Origin of the sequence: Cloacibacterium sp., assembly GCF_047601505.1 — a bacterium.
GTDB lineage: Bacteria > Bacteroidota > Bacteroidia > Flavobacteriales > Weeksellaceae > Cloacibacterium.
In genome coordinates this window covers 741308-757526 of the sequence record NZ_JASGJD010000001.1, presented here as the reverse complement: position 1 = coordinate 757526, position 16219 = coordinate 741308, and the positions used below count along the sequence as shown (strand labels likewise).

Sequence of the window (16219 nt, the reverse complement as noted above, 5' to 3'; positions counted from 1 at the left end):
TAAATTTGTAAAAAAAATCAAATGAACGAAAAATTATTAAAAATTATTAATTCTATTAAAAAAAATAAGCAAGATAAACCTGTAGAATCTTTAACCCAAGAAATGAGACTGAGAGAAGATCTTAATCTTGATTCTTTTGATTTGGCAGAACTTACCATAAAAATAGAAGACGAATTTGACATAGACATTTTCGAAGATGGCTTGGTACTAACTGTAGGCGAAATTCTAAATAAATTACAATGATTTTTTTAGCAAATCAATCTTCAGAAATTACTTACAATCAATTGATAGAAGATTTGAACTGCAAGAATGAATATTCCGACCATTTTTTTTACAAAGAGCTATATTCTTTCTATCTTAATCTTTTGTATGCAATCATTCAAAATCGAAATTTGGTTTTGGTAGATGCAGATTGGTCTTTAGAAGAAATTTATAATTATAATGTTTCTCCTAATGAAAATATTTCTGTAGAAAATTCAATTAAAATAAAAGACGTTAAAAAATTATCCGAAGCTATTAGTAATTCTAACTCTAAAATTACTCTTTTTACCTCTGGAACAACCGGACAGCCCAAAAAAATTACACATTCTCTTCAAAATTTATTGAGAAATATTAAAATCAATGAAAACCAAAGCAATTTAGTTTGGGGATTTGCTTACAACCCTACGCACATGGCAGGTTTGCAGGTTTTTTTACAAGCAATTGTAAACGGAAATTCTCTGGTGAATATTTTTAACAGCTCCAGAACAGAAATTTATGAGAAAATTAAAAAATATAATATCACCAATATTTCCGCAACTCCTACTTTTTATAGACTTCTTTTGCCAATTGAAGAAACCTATCCATTTGTGAAAAGAATTACTTTGGGCGGTGAGAAATCTGATAAAAAATTATTAAATAATATTCAAAAATTATTTCCTGAGGCTAAAATTAACAATGTATATGCTTCTACCGAAGCAGGTGCTATTTTTTCAGCTTTTGGCGAATTTTTCAAAATTAAATCTTATCTGGAAAACCTCATCAAAGTAGAAGAAAATGAATTATATTTACATAAATCTTTGCTAGGAAAATCAGAAGAATTAGACAACATAAAAGACTTCTATGCAACAGGGGATTTAATAGAATGGATTGACGAAGAAAATAAAATCTTCAAATTTATTTCCAGAAAAAACGAATTGATAAATGTAGGTGGCTACAAAGTAAATCCTAACGAAGTAGAAGAAATTCTTTTGCAAAATACTAAAATTAAAAATATAAAAGTTTTTGGCAAGCCCAATGCTGTTTTAGGAAACATACTTTCTGCAGAAATTGTACTTTTTGAAAATCAAGAAATGGAAGAATCTGAAATCAGAAATTATCTGGACGAGAAACTTCAAAATTATAAAATCCCAAGAAGAATCTCTTTCGTAGAAGAAATTGGCTTAACAAGAACTGGAAAAAAATTAAAACAATGAATATACTCGTTTCAGGAGTTTCTAGAGGTGTAGGAATTGCTATTTGTAAAAAACTTTTAGCAGAAGGACATTCTGTATATGGCATCAGCAGAACCTATTCGGATGAAGTAAAAGAATTGCAAACTCAATTTCCTAATAAATTTTTTTTCTATTCTTTTGACCTTTCAGATACTGAAAACGTGAGGAAAGAAATTTTCAAAAACTTTATTAACAATCAGATTTCATTAGACGCATTGGTAAATAATGCTGCTATGGCTTATGACGATATTATTACAAATCTCAACTACGAAGAACTTCTGAAAATGTACCAGGTAAACGTTTTCTCACCTATGATGATGACAAAATACGCCATCAGAAATATGATTCTGAACAAGAAACAAGGTTCTATTGTTCATATTTCTTCCATCAGCGCACATACGGGCTACAAAGGTTTGGCAATGTATGCTTCGTCTAAAGGTTCACTAGAAGCGTTTTCTAAAAATACTGCAAGAGAGTGGGGTGAAAAAAAAATCCGTTCCAACGTGGTAGTTCCCGGTTTTATGAATACCGCAATGAGTGCTATCTTAAGCGACGAACAAAAAGACAGAATTTACAAAAGATCTTCGCTTAAAGAAGCTACAGATGTAGATTCTGTAGCAGATACAGTAGCTTTTTTATTGAGCGATGGTGCTAAATCTATTACCGGACAATGTATATTTGTAGATTCAGGAACTATTTAATTTTGAATTGATGAAAAGCTTATTGATAAAAATATTGATGCTGATTCCCAAAACTATTGATAAAATAGGAAAAATAAACACGCTCCATCAATTAAAAAGTTTGAAAAACGCATCTATTCATCCTTCTTTCAGAATAGGAAAAAATATGTTTCTGTTATTAAGCCAAGATGCAAAAATCACCATTGAAGAAGGTGTAATAATAAAAGATTATAACGCGATAAGAATTAGAAAAAGTGGCGAATTGATTTTAGGCAAAAACGTAAATATCAGCGATTATGTTTCTATTAATTGCTTAGAAAAAATAGAAATAGGCGAAGATTCTGGCATTGCAGAAGGTTGTAAATTTTATGACCATGACCATGCTTTCGTTACAGAACCAGAATACGAATGGAAACAGAATGAATTTAATACTGCGCCCATCATTATAGGGAAAAATGTAAAAATTTACAGCGAAGTTACCATTCTAAAAGGCGTAACCATTGGCGACAATTGTATAATTGGTACAAAATGTCTCATCAACAGAAGCATCCCCGCAAACTCTATTATTATGAGCAAAGTACAGAATCTGAAAATTCCTTTGATGTAATTAAGTATGAAACCGAAACTCCTTTCAGTGATAATGTCTGTATATAATGGAGAAAAACATCTTGTACAAGCAATAGAATCCATTTTAAACCAAACATATCAAAATTTTGAGTTTATTATTATTGATGACTGTTCTACAGACAATAGCCTAGATATTCTTGAAGAATACGCAAAGAAAGATTCAAGAATTAAAATTATAAAAAAAGAAAAAAATTTAGGGATAAAAGGTTTTATTGAAAATCTAAACCTAGGAATTTCTATCGCCGAAGGAAAATATATTGCAAGAATGGATGCTGATGATATTTCATTACCTGAAAGATTTCAAAAACAAGTAGATTTTTTAGAAAAAAACCCTGAAATAATATTAGTAGGAGCTCAATTGAACTTCATTAACGAACAAAACGAGATTACAGGTGAAGCCATTGGTGCTCTAGAACACCGTGACATTGTAAAAAGAATAACTTCCAAGATACCGCTTTTTCACCCTGTTATAATGTTTAGAAAAGATCAAAACATACAATACAGAGAAAAATTTCTGTACTGTGAAGACTACGACTTATATCTGAACTTAATAACACAAGGAAAAAAACTGGCTAATATTAATGAAAAACTGCTTAATTACAGGGTTTTAAAAACATCTATTTCTAGAAAAGGAGATAACTTTGTGAAAAAATTAATGGTAGAAAAAGCACTCTATTTTTATAAATTGAGATATAAGATTGGTAAAGATTTTTATGAAAATTTTAACAATCTAGAAGTACTAGAAATCAATAATATTAATCATAAAAATTCTAAAAGCGAACTTTTTTTTGCAATGGATATAGCAATAAAACTTAATAAAAAGGAGCAACTTGATTTTTTATTAAAAAAATTCAAAAAATACTATCAAAAAGAAAAAATTCCTTTTAAATACTATATATTTTCTAAACTACCTCTTATCATTTTTAGACTTTTTAAAAAATTTTATAATGGATATCCTCATCAAATCTTTTAACAGACCATACTATCTAGACAGATGTCTGCAAAGCATAGAAAATTTTGTAGATGGAGACTTTGTGGTTAAAATTTTAGATGATGGTACACCAGAAAAATATCTTCAAAAAATTAAAGAAAAACATCCTCAAATAGAGATTTTAAAATCTAAAAACCACCAAAATAAAGTTACAGCAATTGAAGAAAACCTAAAAACAGGCAAAGAAATTGATGGTTTTATCATTCCCACAGATTTATGGTATAAAGCAGCTAAAAATGCTTCTGAATATTTCATCATGACCGAAGATGATGTTTGGTTTACTCAAAAAATTAATGTTAATAATTTAGAAAAAAATTGTAAAAACAATCAAATTTCACTTTTAAAGTTAGGTTGGCTTGGAAACAAGAAAGATGATAATTTTGTAGAAATTTCAGAAATCATAAACGAGATTTTACGTGTACAACCTGAAAATTTACTGCTTTTTCCCAATTTTTTAAACGATTTGTTTTTTTACAATAAATTCAAGTTTTTTACGATTCTTTACAGGCTAGGAATTGTAGACAATACCACCAAAAGAAAATATTGGGCGCTCAATTCTATATTGATGGGGTTTTGGCAAAAAGACTATTGGCTACAAATTTGGAAAGATGCCGAAGGAAAAGTAGATGAAAAACAGCAACTCAGAAATGCTTCTGCTTTTTATAGAAAAAATAAAAATAACCCAAATTTTCTGGCAAAATTAACCAATGAAGCCATGAAAACCACGTTTCAATCTTCGGCTACCAATTCATATCATAAATACGGCGATAATTTTGATGTCAATTATTTCAATCATTTAATTAATGAAGCTTGGTACAATGGTAGTTTTGATGAGATACAAAATTTCCCTAAAGATTTTTCTTTAGAATATTTTGAGAAATTTTTAGACCATAAAATAGATAAACCTGCTTTTAGAAGTTGGGTTTCAACATTTAAAACGCAATACAGAAACTTAGGTTGTGAAGTTGATTAATGGAAAAAAATAACAAAATAAAAGTTCTCTTCCGACTTCGCTCTTTAGAAATGGGCGGAGTACCAAGAGTTGTGCTAGATTTATTGAGAAATTTACCTAAAGATAAATTTGATTTTACTTTGATGCTCAATTTATATCAAGGTGAATTGGTGAGCGAAATCCCAAAAGACATCAAACTCATTGTAGTAGAAAAAGGAAGAGAGCAAATGTCTAAAAACCCTTTTTTTCAAAAAATTCAATTGGTATTGAGAATACTAAAATTAGAAATTTACGACAAATTCCCTTCTATTTTATACGCTTTAAAAGTAAAAGAAATTTTCGATATAGAAGTTTCTCCCGGCTATGCAGAATTTGAAATGGTACTGAATTCGCCCAACAAAAAATCCAGAAAAATTGGTTGGTTTCATACGGATGTAAGTTATGATACCGATAAAGCACGTGTAATGAAACGCATCAATCTGATGAAAAAATTCGATTGGATGATTTTCGGCGCTGCACAAACCAGACAAGTAATAGAAGACGTTTACGGAGTTTCTTACCCCAAAAGTTCTGTAATTTATAATGTGATTAAACTCCCAGAAGTGAGAAAAAAAGCTAAAGCTTTTAATATAGATTTTGAAATTCGACCAACATTTATTTCCATAGGAAGATTGCATCACCGAAAAGGGTATGCAGAGTTAATGCGAGTTCACAAGAGGCTTTTAGACGAAAATCTAATGCACTCTATCGCTGTGATTGGTGGCGGAAACGAAATGGAAAACTTGAGAAATCAAGCAAAAGAATTGAATGTAGAAAAAACATTTCTGCTTTTGGATTCTCAAAAAAATCCTTGGCCACATGTAAAAGCTGCCGATTACTTTATACTCCCTTCAAAATCTGAAAGTTATCCATTAACAATTGGCGAAGTAATGGGTTTGCACAAACCAATTATTTCTACAAATGTTGGCGGAATTCCAGAAATGATAAATAACGGAAAAGACGGAATTTTGGTTAACTTTGATGAAAATGAAATTTTCGAAGCCATGAAAAAGTTTCTTACTGAACCAGAATTGGTAAAAAAAATTACAGAAGGAACTCAATCTGCCGATGAAAAATTTGATGAACAAAAAATTTACCAACAAGTAACTGAAGTTTTTGAGCAACAATATAATTTATTGAATACCTAAAATTACTCCTTCGGAAAAGTCAGTAATGAGTTTTAAAAATTTCAAAATTTGAAAACACAAATGAATAAAATTACCATCATCACTCCCACTTTTAACAGAGCGAAAACGCTTCCCAAAGTTTTTGAATCCCTTCTTAACCAGAGTTTCAAAGATTTTCTTTGGATTATTTTAGATGATGGCTCTACAGATAATACTACAGAATTGGTGGAAAATTTTCAACTTCACAATCCTTTTTTTGAAATTATTTACAAAAAAGACAAGAATAGGCATAAATTTCTGACGGTTTTAGAAGGTATTAAGATGGTAAAAACCCCTTATTTTATGATGGTAGATTCTGATGATATTTATCCTGAAAATTCTTTGGAAATATTAATTTCAGAAGCAGAAAAAATAGAAAATCAAGACAAATTTATTGGAGTGATGGGACTTTCTGCAGACGAAAACGGAAAAATTGTAGGTGATAAATATCCCAATAATGGTTTTGACGGAAGCATTTTTGAGATGCGCTACAAATATAAAGTAAGAGGTGACAAGTTTGGAATTTTCATTACCAAAACCTATCACCGAGAAATTTCGGTGAAAGATTTTTTAAAATATGAAGGCAAAGGTTACATCCCGCAAAGTGTAATCTTTAACGATTATGATGCTAAAGGAGTAAAAACTAGATTCATTAATAAAATAGTAAGATTTTACCTTAAAGATAATGATGATGTTGCTTCTGTTTCAAACACAAGATGGAGCGAAAAAAATCTCTTTGGATTAGCCGAAGGGCATCTTTCTTTTCTAAATTCTTATGGAAATCGTTTATTTTTTTATCCAAAAGCTTTGCTAAGAAACTTAATTGGTTACCAAACTTACTCATTAAAAAGTGGAAGAAAAACTTCTACAATTATTAACGAAATTAAAAATGTTTGGATTAAAATTTTAGGAATTTTTGTTTTACCTTTTTCATTTATTTATCAAAAATTAAAGTAGTGGAGAATTCAAAAAAAATATTGCTTGTTTATTACAAACTCTTTAAACCAGGTGGAGTTGCAAAGGTTTTTACCAATCTTGCCAATGCACTTTCAGAAAATGGCTACAAAGTAGAAATTCTATTATTGATGAAGGAAAGAGTGCATTTTTATAATTTAAATTCTGACATAAAAGTACACAACATTGATACTTTTTCTCATTGGGCATGGAAAATTTGTGAATTCAATGTAAAATATTTAAAATTTATACCCAAAATTAGAAATATCAATACCTATATTCATCATATTGGTGTTTTTCTGATGCTTAGAAATTGGATGAGAGTAAACCATCAAAATTATGATACTATTATTTCTGCTTGGTACAAATTGTCTTCGTTTTTAGCACTTAACAAAAAAACAAATAAAAAGACAATCGCATGGGAACACACCACTTACGAAACAGGAGGAGTTCTCTATAAAGATATTCTAAGAAAATATTACAAAAACCTAAAAGGAACTGTTGGCATTAATTCTCCAGCCATAGAATATTATAAACAATTCAATAGAACTTATTTCATCCCTAATATTATTGGCGAACCGTTTGAAAATCAACAAGAAATCAATTTTAAAAACAAAGAAAATCTTATTTCTTTTGTAGGAAGATTAGATAAGGAAAAAAATGTAATTGCTCTTTTAGAAATTTTCAAAAAAGCCAACGTTTCTAAAGATTGGAAACTTCAAATAATTGGTGATGGCAACGAAAAAAAAAATTTAGAACATTTTGTAGAGAAAAATCAATTACAAAACCATGTAATTTTCTATGGAATCAAAACTTCTGATGAAATTTTAGAATTGCTTAGAAAATCTAAAATATTTGGGTTCACCTCACTCAAAGAAGCTTTGCCTACAGTTTTAGTTGAAGCTATGTTTTGTAGTAATGCTATTATTTCCTACAACTGTAACTATGGACCAAGTGATATTGTTAAAAACAATTTAGGGTTTTTAATTGATGTAAACAATAAAGAAGATTTTATCCAAAAACTAGAAATGCTTACTAATTGTGATGAAAAACTAGAAAAGATGATGGAAAACGCTTCTAAAGAAGCACAAAACTGGAAACAAAATGAAATTCTGAAAAAATGGCAAGAAATAATCTAAGTACAATAAAGCTAAAAATCAGGATTTTAAAAAATAAAATTCTTTGGTGCTTTTGTGAGATAAAATCTAAATTATCTAACAAAAAAATTATTGATTCAGAATTAATCATTCCCGATTCTGATTTGAAAAACATTTTGATACTTGCCCCTCATGCAGACGACGAGTGGATTGGCTGTAGCCAGGCAATTTCTAAAGCAGAGAAATCTACGGTGTATTATTTCAATTTTTTGGGAAAAAATTATCATCAAGAAAACGAAACAATAAGACAGAACGAGATAAAAAATGTAAGTAATAAAACTGGTTTTAAACTAATAGTTTCTACAAATAGAGAAAATCATTCGGATTTAAAAGAACTTATTTTAGAAAATAATTTTACTGTTATTTTCATTCCTTTTCCATTAGATTGGCATCCAGAACATATAAAAGCGAATGACATTGCTTTAGAAATTCTCAAAAAAATAGATTTATCCGTACCTCTTTACTTTTATCATATTTCTGTACCAACTCCAGAAAGTATGAGAAATTGTTATTATTTGCCTCTTTCTAAAAAGGAAATTCAAACCAAAATAAAAATATTTGACGATTGCTATATTTCACAAAAAAACACACCCATTAGAAGGTTTGCCATTCAAAATGTAATTTGGGCACAATCTCAAAATTTTTATGCTGCAGAAGTATTTGCCAAATATTCTCTTTTAGAATGGGAATTATTTTTGAATTTTGTAAAAGAACAAAAAAACGAGATTGAGAAAAGCATCTATTTGATAGATTATCCATTTAAAATAAGAGAATACAGCGACAAAATATTTTTAAAATTTAATACCTAAGAACACAAATATGCTTGTAGAAGAATCTATCTGGATTGCCGAAAAAATAAAAGAAATTCTTCCCGAAGAACCTTTCCCTGTGCTTAATATAGGAAGCTCAACTCTCGCCTACAGAACTGAAAAGCAACCATTTATACAAAATAATATTTTTAATCTTTTTTCAGACGAAAAAAAACAAGTTATCCATCTCGACATGAAAAGAGATGATGGGATAGACTTAGTTGGAGATTTATCTGATGAAAACTTCAGAAGATTAGTAAAAGAACTAAAACCCAAGCTTATTCTCTGCAATAATATTTTGATGTATCTCAACAAAAATACCAGAAAAGAATTATCCAAAATATTATTTGAAATTTTAGCCGAAAATGGCTATCTTATTATTACCAATTCTTTGGTATTTCCACCGTCTCCAGACCCTGTGGAAGCTTATTACAGAGCAACCCCTGAAAAAATTTATAAAAGTCTTTTTGATAATTTTTATTTAATTGATCAAAATATAGCGAAAACAGAATATAGTTTTTACAAATTTTTAAAATCTAAACCCAAATTAATTTTAATAAAATTATTGAGATTTTTTATGCCTTGGTACAAAAGTAAAGAATGGTGGTTTATGATGAAGTATTATCTTTTTGATTTAAAGAAAAATTACTCATCTACTTGTCTATTTCTTAGAAAAAAATAAATTGATATGCTTTTTAATTCTATAATTCAAAATATATATTATCTTTTATGTTTTTCTACTCTAAAGCAATTACAAAATTTAATCTTAAATTAAATAATAAAATTTTGGAAAAAAACATACTCATTTCCATAGTAGTCCCAACTTATAACAATGAAAAATTCTTAGATAAATGCGTAGAAAGTATATTATCTCAAACATATCATGAATTTGAATTATTAATTATAAACGATGGTTCTACAGACAATACCATTAATGTTTTACAACCTTATCTAAAAAAAGACCAAAGGATAAAATTACACAACACTAAAAACAAAGGAGTTAGCAGCGCTAGAAATTTAGGAATTAGTAAAGCCAAAGGAGAATATATCTGTTTTATAGATTCAGATGATTGGGTTGAACAAGATTACTTATCACAATTTGTTTCAAAAATTCAAAATCCTAAAACACTCATAATACAAGAAATTTTTCAAAATAGAAATTCAAAAAAATATACCAATACCTTATATGATATTAAAAAAGATTTAGACGTTTTAATGTTAGAATATCATTTTATGTCTTTGGGCAGTCCTTTTGCAAAACTTTATCACACCGAAACAATAAAAAAAAACAATCTTACTTTTAATAATTTGGTTTCTTATGGAGAAGATCAAATGTTCTTCTTCCAATACATAACTTATATAGATAGTATTTACACGTTAAATTATAGAGGATACCACTACAACCACAATAGCACATCTTTAAGCACTAAGATACATCCTTTTATTTCTTTTTACACCTATCATTTTTCTTTAATAGATTTTATAAAATACATAAATGATTTTTGTAAATCTGAAAAAGTTCTATATAAAATATACAAAACAGACTGGGACATTGTAGAAGCAAGTATAGATCACGGATTTATTTTTTCAAAAGAAGTAAATCCAGATAAAAGTTTAAAAATTTTATCTAAAACTTTGAATAAAAACTATTACAAATACAGCAACTCTGTAAGTAGAAAAATAATTTATATTCTTTTAAAAACAAGTCAATATAAACTTTTATTATTTTATAAAAAAATGATATTTAAATACAAAACTAAAAAAAATAAATAATTTGATATAATTGCATTTTAAGTTTTTATAATAGCAACAAGTCGTCTTGAGAAATATTGTAACTTAATATATTATTGATATTTTTCTGTTTTTTTAAACTGAAAACTTCATATTTATTCTCAATAATAAAATCATTTAATTGAGTTATATTATACTTAGAATTGTGATACAATTCTGGGTTATATTCTAGCCAAATTTTAGGTCTAAATTTTTCAAAAAAAGTCTTATTCCCAAGTATAACATCTAATTCAAAACCCTCCACATCTATTTTCACGAAATCAACTTTCTTTAATTTTTCGACAAATAAATCTAAACTCTTAATCTTTACAGGCACATGTTCAAATTTATTATCTGGAATTACTGAACTATTTCCAACATTGTCTGGATTTATATAAAGTTCTTTCGTTTCATCTACTTCACCTATCCCGTAATTTTCTAAGTGTATATTATTTATTTTATTCTCTTTAACACTATCCAAAAATTGGTCAAATACATTTTTATTAGGCTCAAATGCATAAACCTCACTTGAAAACAATGAAAAAACAATACTATGTTGCCCAATATTTGCACCAATATCAAACACAATAGAATCTTTATGCAAGTATTTTATTACATCTTTTAAAATATCTTTCTCATAACCCCCAAAAGCATATATACATCTATCAACATATCCATTCTTAGGATCAACCCAAATTTTAATTCTATTACCTTTAAAATAAATTATTTTAAGAGTTTTTACTTTTATTGGTTTTATTCTTGTGTAATATTTTCTATGCAAAAAATTTATAATTCCCTCTTTCTTAATAATTTTTTTTATTTTTTCTATCATCATTTTTAATTAATAATGCAAGATACAATTTATTTAAAAACTATTGAATAAAATTATTGAATGTAAAATGACAAACAAATTTTCATTAAAAAGAAAAAGTTTTTATCTGTATATTTGTTTTCTTGGAAAAGAAAAAAATCCTCATCAGAATTGGTTCTCTGCGTCATGGTGGTGCAGAAAAAGTTCTCGTGACTTTTCTTAAAAATATTCCAAAAGACAAATACGAAATAGATTTAGTGCTCAATTTATATTCTGGAAAATATCTCTCTGAAGTTCCTGATTGGATAAATGTGCTCTATCTGAACAAAGGTGAAATGATTACCACCAATAGAATTCAAGATATTCCGAAGAAAGTTTTTCGTGTTTTATATCAAAAATTATTACAAAAATTCCCAAAAATTCTGTATTCTACGATTCTAAAAAATAAGAAATACGATATAGAATTTGCCGCAATTCACGGGATGAGAGACGACATTTTGAACTCGCCAATCTATTCTTCTAAAAAAACTGTGTGGATTCACAATGATTTAAGAAAAACAGAATTTCACAATTATACCAACGAAGAGATTCGCAAGTTTTTTGGCTTTGATAAAATCATGGTGATTTCCGAACACATCCAAAAAGATTTTGAAAATTTAGCCAAAAACGAAAGTGAAAAATCTAAAATTGTAAGGATTTATAACCCAATTGATACGGAAGAAATTTTGAAGAAGTCAGAAGTCAGAAGTCAGAAGTTGGAAGATAAAACAATGGATTGCTTCGTTCCTCGCAATAACAACCATCATCCATCATCCATCATCCATCATCCAACATTCGTAAGTGTAGGAACCGTTTTTCCGCAAAAAGGATTCGACAGATTGCTAAAAGTTCACAAAAAATTGTTAGACGAAGGTTATCAACATCAAATTAAAATCATCGGAGATGGCTATGATTTTGAAAATATTAAAAATTTAAAAACAGAACTCGGTTTAGATAAAACTGTCGAAATGCTTGGTTTTGCAGAAAATCCATATCCCTATTTTAAGAATTCAGATTTTTATATTTTGAGCTCCAGATACGAAGGATTTCCTACGGTTTTGTTTGAAGCCATCACTTTGAAAAAAAACATTATTGCCACAGATGTTTCTGGAGTGAGAGAAATGTTAGAAGACGGAAAACTTGGTTTGATTGTAGAAAATTCTGAAGAAGGAATTTATGACGGAATGAAAAAAGCACTCACAAATCCTGAATATTTTGAAAAATATCAAGAAAATTTGAAAGATTACCAAATGCCTTTCAATCTAGAAAATTCTGTATATTCTATTTGTAAAATTATAGACAATTTATAAATCTTTTTTCTTTTATCTTTGTTCTAATGTTAGAAAAAACTATCATCCAAAAAGATTTTTATAGAGAAAGCGGAAAATGGCTTTCTAGAATAGAGATTTTGAAAAAATGCGTCAATCCTAATCTTCACTTTATTTATCTTTTGAGAAAATGTCAAACTCATTCTAAAAAATCAATTTTAGGAATTTTCTGGCGAGTTATTCTGCGTCATTATCAAATAAAATATGGTTTCCAAATTTATCCTGAAATCCAAATTGGCGAAGGTTTTTACTTGGGACATTGGGGCGCTGTTGTCATCAATCCTAAAACAAAAATTGGAAAAAATTGCAACATTGCGCAAGGTGTAACTATTGCACAATCAAATCGGGGCAAAAATATAGGCGTTCCAGAGATAGGAAACGAAGTTTGGATTGGTCCAAATGCTGTAATTGTAGGCAATATAAAAATTGGCAACAATGTTCTTATTGCGCCTAACGCTTATGTAAATATAGACATTCCAGACAATGCAATTGTGATAGGAAATCCAGCTTCTTATACCGTTAAAGATAACGCTACACAAGACTATATTAACAATAAAATTGAATATTAAAATTTTGTTAAAAGATAATACCAATCAGTATTTGGAATAAATTTTGTTTATTTTTACCGAAAAATAGATAATATTATTTAATTTCTGTCTATTTCAATAAAAATTTAATGGTGATGAGTTATAAAAAAATCTTCGAGAACAATAAAAAATGGATTGAAGAAAAACTCGGACAAGATGCTGAATTTTTCACAAAATTAGCTGAAGGCCAAGCTCCGGAATATCTTTACATTGGTTGTAGTGATTCTAGAGCAACCGCCGAAGAACTAATGGGAATGAAACCTGGAGAAGTTTTTGTACACAGAAACATCGCAAACGTAGTGAATACCTTAGACATGAGTTCTACAGCTGTTATTCAATATGCTGTTCATCATTTAAAAGTAAAACACATTATCGTTTGTGGACATTACGGATGTGGTGGTGTAAAAGCTGCAATGACTCCTCAAGATTTTGGATTAATGAATCCTTGGCTTAGAACCATTAGAGATGTTTACAGATTGCATCAAACAGAATTAGACGCCATAAAAAATGAGCAAAAACGTTACGACAGACTTATAGAACTTAATGTGCAAGAACAATGCATTAATGTAATAAAAATGGCTGTAGTGCAAGAAAGATACATTTTAGACCAATATCCAATTGTTCATGGTTTGGTTTTTGATTTAAAAACAGGAAACTTAATCGATTTGGAAATTGATTTTGAAAAAATATTGAAAGATATTCAAAAAGTTTATGACCTTACAGATTCTGATTGGGTGATGAGCAGAAAGCAAAATAAAAATTTAAAAGACTAAAATAATTAATACATTACTGAAATATATGGGCATGTTTACGTTGGCAATTTTTGTCAACTTTACTGTTTTGCCTGGTTTAGCAGCAATGTTTGATTGGGATTTACCAACGCTCAATAATAACATTTCGGAGGAAGAAGTAAAAAATAACATTGCCAATTTCAACGAAAAATACCCTCCAAAACCCTACAAATCATCAGATTACATACAACAAAGATATAGTTTTAGAAACAAAAACGTCTCCTTTATTCAAAAGGACGACTCAATGCATCTAAATCCTTTATTAACTATATTTTCACCGCCTCCCGAAGTTTAATTTTGTATAAAATCGTGGTTAATCTTTAATCACGAGCATTGTTGTGCTTATATTTTTATAAGCAGTTATTTTACGTGTACAATTTTATCATAATTAAACTAAATAATGAAAAATAATCAATCATTCATAGCAGATATAAAACAAAATCTGCCGTCAGGATTGGTGGTATTCTTAGTTGCTCTTCCTCTATGTTTAGGAATTGCGCTTGCCTCAGGAGCTCCACCATTATCTGGCATTATCTCCGGAATTATAGGAGGTCTCGTAATAGGCGTATTAAGCAATTCAAACATTTCAGTATCTGGTCCAGCAGCTGGTTTAGCAGCAATTGTACTAGCTGGAATCTCAGATTTAGGAAGTTTTGAACTGTTTTTAGTTGCTGGTATAATCGCTGGTATCATTCAATTAGTTTTGGGTTTTATAAGAGCCGGAAGTATTTCTAATTACTTTCCAAATAATGTAATTGAAGGAATGTTAGCAGGCATCGGCATCATCATCATTTTGAAACAAATACCTCATGCTGTAGGTTACGACAAAGATTTTGAAGGAAATCAAAAAATATTTGACGGCTTTAATCTTTCAGAATATGCAGCTAATCTTGGCAATGCACTTTCGCCAGGAGCGATAATAGTAACCTTAGTTTCTCTTGCCATTTTACTAACTTGGGATAAAGTTTCTGTTCTTAAAAAATTAAAAATGCTTCCCGGAGCATTAGTTGCTGTAGTTGCAGGAATTGCGCTCAACGAACTTTTCAAAGGAACATCATTAGAAATTGCAAAAGAACATTTGGTAAATCTACCAGTTCCTCAGTCTGCCGAAGATTTAAAAAATCTAGTTACTTTTCCAGATTTTTCGGGATTTACTAATCCCAAAGTTTGGATTTTAGGAGCCACAATTGCAATTGTAGCATCAATAGAAACACTACTTTGCATTGAAGCTTCAGATAGAATGGATGTTCATAAAAGAATTACAGATACCAATTTAGAATTAAAAGCTCAAGGAATTGGCAATGTTGTTTCTTCTTTTATTGGAGGTTTACCTATGACATCTGTTGTCGTGAGGTCTTCTGCCAACGCAAACGCTGGTGCTACAAGCAAAACATCTGCAATTATTCATGGTGTTTTCATGTTGATTTGCGTTTTAAGTATTCCTTTTTTATTGAATAAAATCCCTTTGGCAACTCTTGCAGCGGTTCTATTATTAGTTGGCTATAAATTGGCAAGCCCATCAAAATTGAAACATTTTTGGGAAAAAGGAAAATATCAATTCATCCCATTTATTGCAACTTTAATTGCTGTTGTAGCATTAGACTTACTAAAAGGAGTAGCACTAGGAATTGCTTTTTCAATTTTCTATTTATTGCAAGGAAATATGAAAAGAGCATATTATTACAGCAGAGAAGAACTAGAAGAAGCAGACGAAATAAGAATAGATTTAGCTGAAGAAGTTTCTTTCTTAAACAAAGCTGCCATCAAAAAAACATTAAAAAATATAGAACCAAATTCTAAAGTAATCATCAATGCTACTAAAACTTCTTACATCTCTGATGACATATTAGAAATGATAGAAGATTTCGCAAACGTGAGAGCTATTGAAGAAAATATCGATGTGGTTTTACAAGGCTTCAAAACTTCTTACAAAGATTACGAAGCAGATAAACATTCTCACATCAAAATCACTCACAAAAGAGCAATTTAAAACATCGTTTTAAATTCAAAATTATTCAACAATTATTAATTATCAATTACAAAAAA

General features: G+C 29.1%; 18 protein-coding genes. 17 read left to right on the top strand and 1 reads right to left on the bottom strand.

The window, feature by feature from the left end; all coding sequences use genetic code 11:
• The first annotated feature begins 21 nt into the window (after positions 1 to 21).
• From QM746_RS03520 to QM746_RS03465, 12 genes are all read left to right on the top strand, one after another.
• Positions 22 to 243, top strand: coding sequence for an acyl carrier protein (locus QM746_RS03520; protein ID WP_414982956.1), 222 nt, complete (start codon positions 22 to 24; stop codon positions 241 to 243).
• Positions 240 to 1454, top strand: coding sequence for an ANL family adenylate-forming protein (locus QM746_RS03515; protein ID WP_414982955.1), 1215 nt, complete (start codon positions 240 to 242; stop codon positions 1452 to 1454). The genes QM746_RS03520 and QM746_RS03515 overlap by 4 nt, the downstream gene beginning before the upstream one ends.
• Positions 1451 to 2173, top strand: a complete 723-nt coding sequence (locus QM746_RS03510) for an SDR family oxidoreductase (RefSeq protein ID WP_414982954.1) — start codon at positions 1451 to 1453, stop codon at positions 2171 to 2173. Before QM746_RS03515 ends, QM746_RS03510 begins: the two co-directional genes overlap by 4 nt.
• 10 nt (positions 2174 to 2183) lie before the next feature.
• On the top strand, positions 2184 to 2759 hold the full coding sequence (locus tag QM746_RS03505) for an acyltransferase (RefSeq protein WP_414982953.1): 576 nt from the start codon (positions 2184 to 2186) through the stop codon (positions 2757 to 2759).
• Positions 2760 to 2765: 6 nt separating this feature from the next.
• Positions 2766 to 3752 (top strand): glycosyltransferase family 2 protein, encoded by a 987-nt coding sequence (locus QM746_RS03500; protein ID WP_414982952.1) that lies wholly within the window; start codon positions 2766 to 2768, stop codon positions 3750 to 3752.
• Positions 3727 to 4743 carry a glycosyltransferase family 2 protein gene (locus QM746_RS03495; protein ID WP_414982951.1) on the top strand — a complete coding sequence of 339 codons (1017 nt, stop codon included), beginning with the start codon at positions 3727 to 3729 and terminating at the stop codon, positions 4741 to 4743. Before QM746_RS03500 ends, QM746_RS03495 begins: the two co-directional genes overlap by 26 nt.
• Positions 4743 to 5909: a glycosyltransferase gene (locus QM746_RS03490; protein WP_414982950.1), complete on the top strand. Its 1167-nt coding sequence runs from the start codon at positions 4743 to 4745 to the stop codon at positions 5907 to 5909. Before QM746_RS03495 ends, QM746_RS03490 begins: the two co-directional genes overlap by 1 nt.
• A 60-nt stretch (positions 5910 to 5969) precedes the next feature.
• Positions 5970 to 6884, top strand: coding sequence for a glycosyltransferase family A protein (locus QM746_RS03485; RefSeq protein ID WP_414982949.1), 915 nt, complete (start codon positions 5970 to 5972; stop codon positions 6882 to 6884).
• The gene (locus tag QM746_RS03480) at positions 6884 to 8020 is read left to right on the top strand and encodes a glycosyltransferase (RefSeq protein ID WP_414982948.1); all 1137 of its coding nucleotides are present in this window, start codon (positions 6884 to 6886) and stop codon (positions 8018 to 8020) included. Before QM746_RS03485 ends, QM746_RS03480 begins: the two co-directional genes overlap by 1 nt.
• Positions 8002 to 8847 (top strand): PIG-L deacetylase family protein, encoded by an 846-nt coding sequence (locus tag QM746_RS03475; protein ID WP_414982947.1) that lies wholly within the window; start codon positions 8002 to 8004, stop codon positions 8845 to 8847. Before QM746_RS03480 ends, QM746_RS03475 begins: the two co-directional genes overlap by 19 nt.
• Positions 8848 to 8857: 10 nt before the next feature.
• Entirely contained in the window at positions 8858 to 9529 is a 672-nt protein-coding gene (locus tag QM746_RS03470) for a hypothetical protein (RefSeq protein WP_414982946.1), read from the top strand.
• Between the two features lie 104 nt (positions 9530 to 9633).
• A complete protein-coding gene (locus tag QM746_RS03465; RefSeq protein ID WP_414982945.1) occupies positions 9634 to 10620 on the top strand; it encodes a glycosyltransferase family 2 protein in 987 nt (328 codons plus the stop codon).
• 25 nt (positions 10621 to 10645) lie between these two features.
• On the opposite strand, the gene QM746_RS03460 is transcribed toward QM746_RS03465, so the two are convergent.
• Positions 10646 to 11452 (bottom strand): FkbM family methyltransferase, encoded by an 807-nt coding sequence (locus QM746_RS03460; RefSeq protein WP_414982944.1) that lies wholly within the window; start codon positions 11450 to 11452, stop codon positions 10646 to 10648.
• Positions 11453 to 11571: 119 nt separating this feature from the next.
• On the opposite strand from QM746_RS03460, the gene QM746_RS03455 reads away from it, so the two are divergent.
• From QM746_RS03455 to QM746_RS03435, 5 genes are all read left to right on the top strand, one after another.
• Positions 11572 to 12777 (top strand): glycosyltransferase, encoded by a 1206-nt coding sequence (locus QM746_RS03455; protein WP_414982943.1) that lies wholly within the window; start codon positions 11572 to 11574, stop codon positions 12775 to 12777.
• Between the two features lie 26 nt (positions 12778 to 12803).
• Positions 12804 to 13364, top strand: a complete 561-nt coding sequence (locus QM746_RS03450; protein ID WP_414982942.1) for a serine acetyltransferase — start codon at positions 12804 to 12806, stop codon at positions 13362 to 13364.
• Between the two features lie 107 nt (positions 13365 to 13471).
• The gene (locus QM746_RS03445; RefSeq protein ID WP_414982941.1) at positions 13472 to 14155 is read left to right on the top strand and encodes a carbonic anhydrase; all 684 of its coding nucleotides are present in this window, start codon (positions 13472 to 13474) and stop codon (positions 14153 to 14155) included.
• Positions 14156 to 14186: 31 nt separating this feature from the next.
• Positions 14187 to 14468 carry a hypothetical protein gene (locus QM746_RS03440; protein ID WP_414982940.1) on the top strand — a complete coding sequence of 94 codons (282 nt, stop codon included), beginning with the start codon at positions 14187 to 14189 and terminating at the stop codon, positions 14466 to 14468.
• Between the two features lie 105 nt (positions 14469 to 14573).
• On the top strand, positions 14574 to 16163 hold the full coding sequence (locus QM746_RS03435) for a SulP family inorganic anion transporter (RefSeq protein ID WP_414982939.1): 1590 nt from the start codon (positions 14574 to 14576) through the stop codon (positions 16161 to 16163).
• Positions 16164 to 16219 lie beyond the last annotated feature (56 nt).

Coding starts and splice junctions, on each gene's coding strand:
- QM746_RS03460 (WP_414982944.1), bottom strand. CDS start 11,452: ATGATGATAGAAAAAATAAAAAAAATTATTAAGAAAGAGGGAATTATA.
- QM746_RS03495 (WP_414982951.1), top strand. CDS start 3,727: ATGGATATCCTCATCAAATCTTTTAACAGACCATACTATCTAGACAGA.
- QM746_RS03475 (WP_414982947.1), top strand. CDS start 8,002: ATGGCAAGAAATAATCTAAGTACAATAAAGCTAAAAATCAGGATTTTA.
- QM746_RS03520 (WP_414982956.1), top strand. CDS start 22: ATGAACGAAAAATTATTAAAAATTATTAATTCTATTAAAAAAAATAAG.
- QM746_RS03505 (WP_414982953.1), top strand. CDS start 2,184: ATGAAAAGCTTATTGATAAAAATATTGATGCTGATTCCCAAAACTATT.
- QM746_RS03440 (WP_414982940.1), top strand. CDS start 14,187: ATGTTTACGTTGGCAATTTTTGTCAACTTTACTGTTTTGCCTGGTTTA.
- QM746_RS03470 (WP_414982946.1), top strand. CDS start 8,858: ATGCTTGTAGAAGAATCTATCTGGATTGCCGAAAAAATAAAAGAAATT.
- QM746_RS03485 (WP_414982949.1), top strand. CDS start 5,970: ATGAATAAAATTACCATCATCACTCCCACTTTTAACAGAGCGAAAACG.
- QM746_RS03490 (WP_414982950.1), top strand. CDS start 4,743: ATGGAAAAAAATAACAAAATAAAAGTTCTCTTCCGACTTCGCTCTTTA.
- QM746_RS03445 (WP_414982941.1), top strand. CDS start 13,472: ATGGTGATGAGTTATAAAAAAATCTTCGAGAACAATAAAAAATGGATT.
- QM746_RS03515 (WP_414982955.1), top strand. CDS start 240: ATGATTTTTTTAGCAAATCAATCTTCAGAAATTACTTACAATCAATTG.
- QM746_RS03500 (WP_414982952.1), top strand. CDS start 2,766: ATGAAACCGAAACTCCTTTCAGTGATAATGTCTGTATATAATGGAGAA.
- QM746_RS03510 (WP_414982954.1), top strand. CDS start 1,451: ATGAATATACTCGTTTCAGGAGTTTCTAGAGGTGTAGGAATTGCTATT.
- QM746_RS03450 (WP_414982942.1), top strand. CDS start 12,804: ATGTTAGAAAAAACTATCATCCAAAAAGATTTTTATAGAGAAAGCGGA.
- QM746_RS03435 (WP_414982939.1), top strand. CDS start 14,574: ATGAAAAATAATCAATCATTCATAGCAGATATAAAACAAAATCTGCCG.